The organism is Actinoplanes sp. NPDC048791 (genome assembly GCF_040650095.1).
Lineage (GTDB): Bacteria > Actinomycetota > Actinomycetes > Mycobacteriales > Micromonosporaceae > Actinoplanes.
In genome coordinates, this window is the sequence record NZ_JBEZGQ010000917.1 from 1 (window position 1) to 3346 (window position 3346).

The 3346-nt window shown below is 71.5% G+C and carries 5 protein-coding genes; 1 reads left to right on the forward strand and 4 read right to left on the reverse strand.

Translation table 11 applies throughout. From position 1 onward, the window contains the following. Nucleotides 1-71: 71 nt before the first annotated feature. The 4 genes from AB0C29_RS39675 to AB0C29_RS39690 form a co-directional block, all read right to left on the reverse strand. Nucleotides 72-1160, reverse strand: coding sequence for an NAD-dependent epimerase/dehydratase family protein (locus AB0C29_RS39675; protein WP_360831908.1), 1089 nt, complete (start codon nucleotides 1158-1160; stop codon nucleotides 72-74). A 69-nt stretch (nucleotides 1161-1229) separates the two neighbouring features. After that, nucleotides 1230-1331, reverse strand: a complete 102-nt coding sequence (locus AB0C29_RS39680; RefSeq protein WP_007465623.1) for a 30S ribosomal protein bS22 — start codon at nucleotides 1329-1331, stop codon at nucleotides 1230-1232. Nucleotides 1332-1508: 177 nt separating this feature from the next. Beyond that, on the reverse strand, nucleotides 1509-1721 hold the full coding sequence (locus AB0C29_RS39685) for a helix-turn-helix domain-containing protein (RefSeq protein WP_125803603.1): 213 nt from the start codon (nucleotides 1719-1721) through the stop codon (nucleotides 1509-1511). Nucleotides 1722-1908: 187 nt separating this feature from the next. Continuing rightward, nucleotides 1909-2829, reverse strand: a complete 921-nt coding sequence (locus AB0C29_RS39690) for a proline dehydrogenase family protein (RefSeq protein WP_360545662.1) — start codon at nucleotides 2827-2829, stop codon at nucleotides 1909-1911. A 79-nt stretch (nucleotides 2830-2908) separates the two neighbouring features. Between AB0C29_RS39690 and AB0C29_RS39695 the strand changes: the two genes are divergently transcribed. Continuing rightward, nucleotides 2909-3346 (forward strand): ABATE domain-containing protein (locus AB0C29_RS39695; RefSeq protein WP_360831910.1); only part of this gene is annotated, 438 nt, incomplete at its 3' end.

Here is a 3346-nt window from a genome sequence, read left to right on the forward strand (position 1 = left end):
CTTCGGCGCCCGGGCCACGGGCAGCTCGAAGTCCGCGTGCCCGGGCAGCGCGGCGTGATACTCGTCCTGGGTCATGAGGATGCGTGCTCCTGGTCCTGCGTCGCAGCGGCCCGGACCCGGCGGATGCCGTCGAGGATCGCGCGCTCGGCAGCGGCCAGCCGGTCGGCGTTCAGCGCCTGGCCGGTGCGGTGACCGTGGATGAAGTCGTCGAAGGCGGCCGCGGTCGTCCGCGGGCTGAAGCCGAACTCCTTGACCAGCCGGCTGGTGTCGACCACCCGGCCGTGCACGAACAGGTCGATCTGGTCCAGGCCGATCTGACCGACGCCGACGTTGCGGGCCAGCGCGGCGACCGAGGACAGCGTGCCCTCGGGCAGCGGCAGGGAGATCCGGCCGGCCCGGCGTACGGCCTGGGACAGCGCCAGCACGCCCGCGCCGGCCACGTTGAACGTGCCGGGGTGGTCCTCGACCACCGAGCGGTGCAGGATCTCCAGCGCGTCGTCGACGTGCACGAACTGCAGCCGGGCGTCGCGGCCCAGCACGGTCGGGATCACCGGCTGCGCGAAGTAGCGGGTGAGTGAGGTCTCGGCGGTGGAGCTGAGGAACGGCGCGAACCGCAGCACGGTGGCGGCGACCTCGGGCCGGCGGCGGCGGAACCCGCGCACGTAGCCCTCGATGTCGAGGATGTCGCGCGCGAAGGAGCCCCGCGGGACGGCCCGGGGCTCGGTGTCTTCGGTGAAGACGGCCGGGTCGCGGAACGAGGCGCCGTACGCGGACGTGGAGGAGCGCACCACCAGCTTGCGCAGCCGGTCGGCCCCCTGGGCGGCGGCGAGCAGCTGCATCGTGCCGATGACGTTCTGCTCTTTCATCGCCACGCGGCCACCGCTGCGCGGATCGGGCGCGCTGGTGACCGCCAGGTGCACGACCGCCTCGGCACCGAGCTCGGCGATGGCACCGCTCGCGGCGCGCGCGTCAGCCTGGATCAGCTCGACGTCCGCCAGCAGGCCCGCGAGGGCGGGCGGCGGGTCGAGCGGATCCAGGCCGATGACACGTTCGACACGGGGATCCGCGGCGAGCCGGGCGGCGACCCGGGCACCGAGGAATCGGCTGACCCCGGTGACCACGACGACCCTCGGCGGGGCCGCGGGAGAAGACGTCACCACGGGCGCGCCTTTCGCATGCGGCGGTGAGGAAGGCAAGTGACCGGGCCGGGCGTCACGCCCGGCCGGACATCACTTGCCGAGACGGCGACGCTGGACGCGGGTCTTGCGCAGCAGCTTACGGTGCTTCTTCTTCGCCATACGCTTGCGACGCTTCTTGACCACGGAGCCCATACGAAATGCCTCTCGAAACCATGTGGGGCCGGTCCCTGCGCACCCGCAGGCACACCCGACCGAGCTTGACGGCGGCCCGCCCCGCACCGGCGCCGAACAGGAAGCGCACAGGTGTCACGGGGGCGAACCGCTCCAGCGTAGCGGCCCGGCCGGGTCGGGACCAACACGGCCCCATGGTCACGCCGTTTGGCTGAAGGCTCCCCGCAGGTACGTGTGGACAGCGTGCTCCGGCACCCGGAACGAACGACCGACCCGTACGGCACTGAGCTCGCCGCCGTGCACGAGCCGGTAGACGGTCATCTTGGACACCCGCATCAGGGCGGCCACCTCGGCCACGGTCAGGAAGCGCACCTCGGCGAGGCGCTCCTCGGCTTGGGCTGGACCCGTCATCTCCTCGCACCGATCCTTTCGCAGGCGCCTCCGCCGCGGCCGTCAGGCCGTGCGCCGCGGCGGGCGGGCGCGCGTGTCATCAGTACGGTATCGAGACTCCTGTGATCAAGGCGATGCGTTCCGTGAAATAACCACAAAAAGTCAAGCCGACACGCCCCTTGTGGCGTGTTCTCCCCCGAAAGGTGACTTACTTCTTGCTGGTCAGGGCCTTGCCGAAGAACGCCACGTTGGCCGGGCGCTCGGCCAGGCGGCGCATCAGGTAGCCGTACCACTGGTCGCCGTAGGGCACGTAGACGCGCATGGTGTGGCCGGCGGCGGCCAGCCGGGCCTGCTCCTCCGGGCGTACGCCGTAGAGCATCTGGAACTCGAACTCGTCGGCCGAGCGGTCGAACCAGCGGGCCCGGTCCTCGGCGATGGCGATCAGCCGCGGGTCGTGGGTGGCGATCATCGGGTAGCCGTCGCCCGACATCAGGATGTTGAGGCAGCGCACGTACGCCTTGTCCACGTCGAGCGCGGACTGGTAGGCGACCGACTCGGGCTCCGCGTACGCGCCCTTGCAAAGCCGCACCCGCGAGCCGGTGGTCGCCAGCTCCCGGCAGTCACCCTCGGTCCGGCGCAGGTACGCCTGCAGGACCGCCCCCGTGCCCGGGTGGTCCTTGCGCAGCTCAGCGAGGATCTCCAGGGTCGAATCGGTGGTGGTGTGGTCCTCGGCGTCCAGCGTGACCGTGGTGCCCGCCGCGGCCGCCGCGGCACAGATCTCCTGCGCGTAGCCGAACGCCATCCGGTCGTCGACCTTCTGCCCCAGCGCGGACAGCTTGACGCTGACCTCGGCCGCCGGGGTCAGGCCGGCGCCGCTGAGCCGGCCGAGCAGGGTCAGATACTGGTCGCGGGTGGCGGTGGCCTGCTCGGCCGTCAGCGTGTCCTCACCCAGGTAGTCCAGGCTGATCGCGAGGCCGTCGTCGGCGAGCTCCCGGCTCGCGCGCAGAGCGTCGTCGACACCGGCGCCGGCCACGAACCGGCGGACGACGCCCTTGCTGACCGGGGCGGAGGAGATCAGCCGCTCCATCCGGGACGACCCGGCGGCGGCGAGAAAGACGGAACGGAGCATGCGCCGAGCGTATCGCCCGTCCTCGCAACCCTCGCGGTAGAGCTGTCTTTGTGCTTAACGGTGCGGCTACGGTTGTCGGGTGAACTTCGATGCGTACGCGCGTACGGCCGTCGAGCTGGTGAATGCCGGGCTCGGCGACCTCGATGGTCTCCGGGCGCTGTTCAGCGAGGAGCAGGCCTGGATGCGGGACGAGGTGGGCGAGAAGGACCTCGGGGTCTTCCGCCGGGCCCAGCGCCGGCTGCGCGACGTCTTCGAGTACGGCACCACCGGGCGCGACGCCGACGCCGTCACCGAGCTGAACGCGCTGCTGGAGGCGTACCCGGTGCAGCCGCGCATCTCCGGGCACGACGCGTCCGACTGGCACATGCACGTCACCAGCCGGGGCGCCTCGGTCAGCGCGGAATACCTGGCCGGCGCGGTCTGGGGCCTGTCGGTCTGGCTCTGCGAGTACGGCAGCGCCCGCTTCGGCATCTGCGCCGACGAGCGCTGCGGCAACGTCTATCTCGACACGTCGTCG

What these genes read in the sequence shown, in the direction of transcription:
- AB0C29_RS39680 (WP_007465623.1), bottom strand. Translation starts at nt 1,331, where the DNA reads ATGGGCTCCGTGGTCAAGAAGCGTCGCAAGCGTATGGCGAAGAAGAAG.
- AB0C29_RS39685 (WP_125803603.1), bottom strand. Translation starts at nt 1,721, where the DNA reads ATGACGGGTCCAGCCCAAGCCGAGGAGCGCCTCGCCGAGGTGCGCTTC.
- AB0C29_RS39690 (WP_360545662.1), bottom strand. Translation starts at nt 2,829, where the DNA reads ATGCTCCGTTCCGTCTTTCTCGCCGCCGCCGGGTCGTCCCGGATGGAG.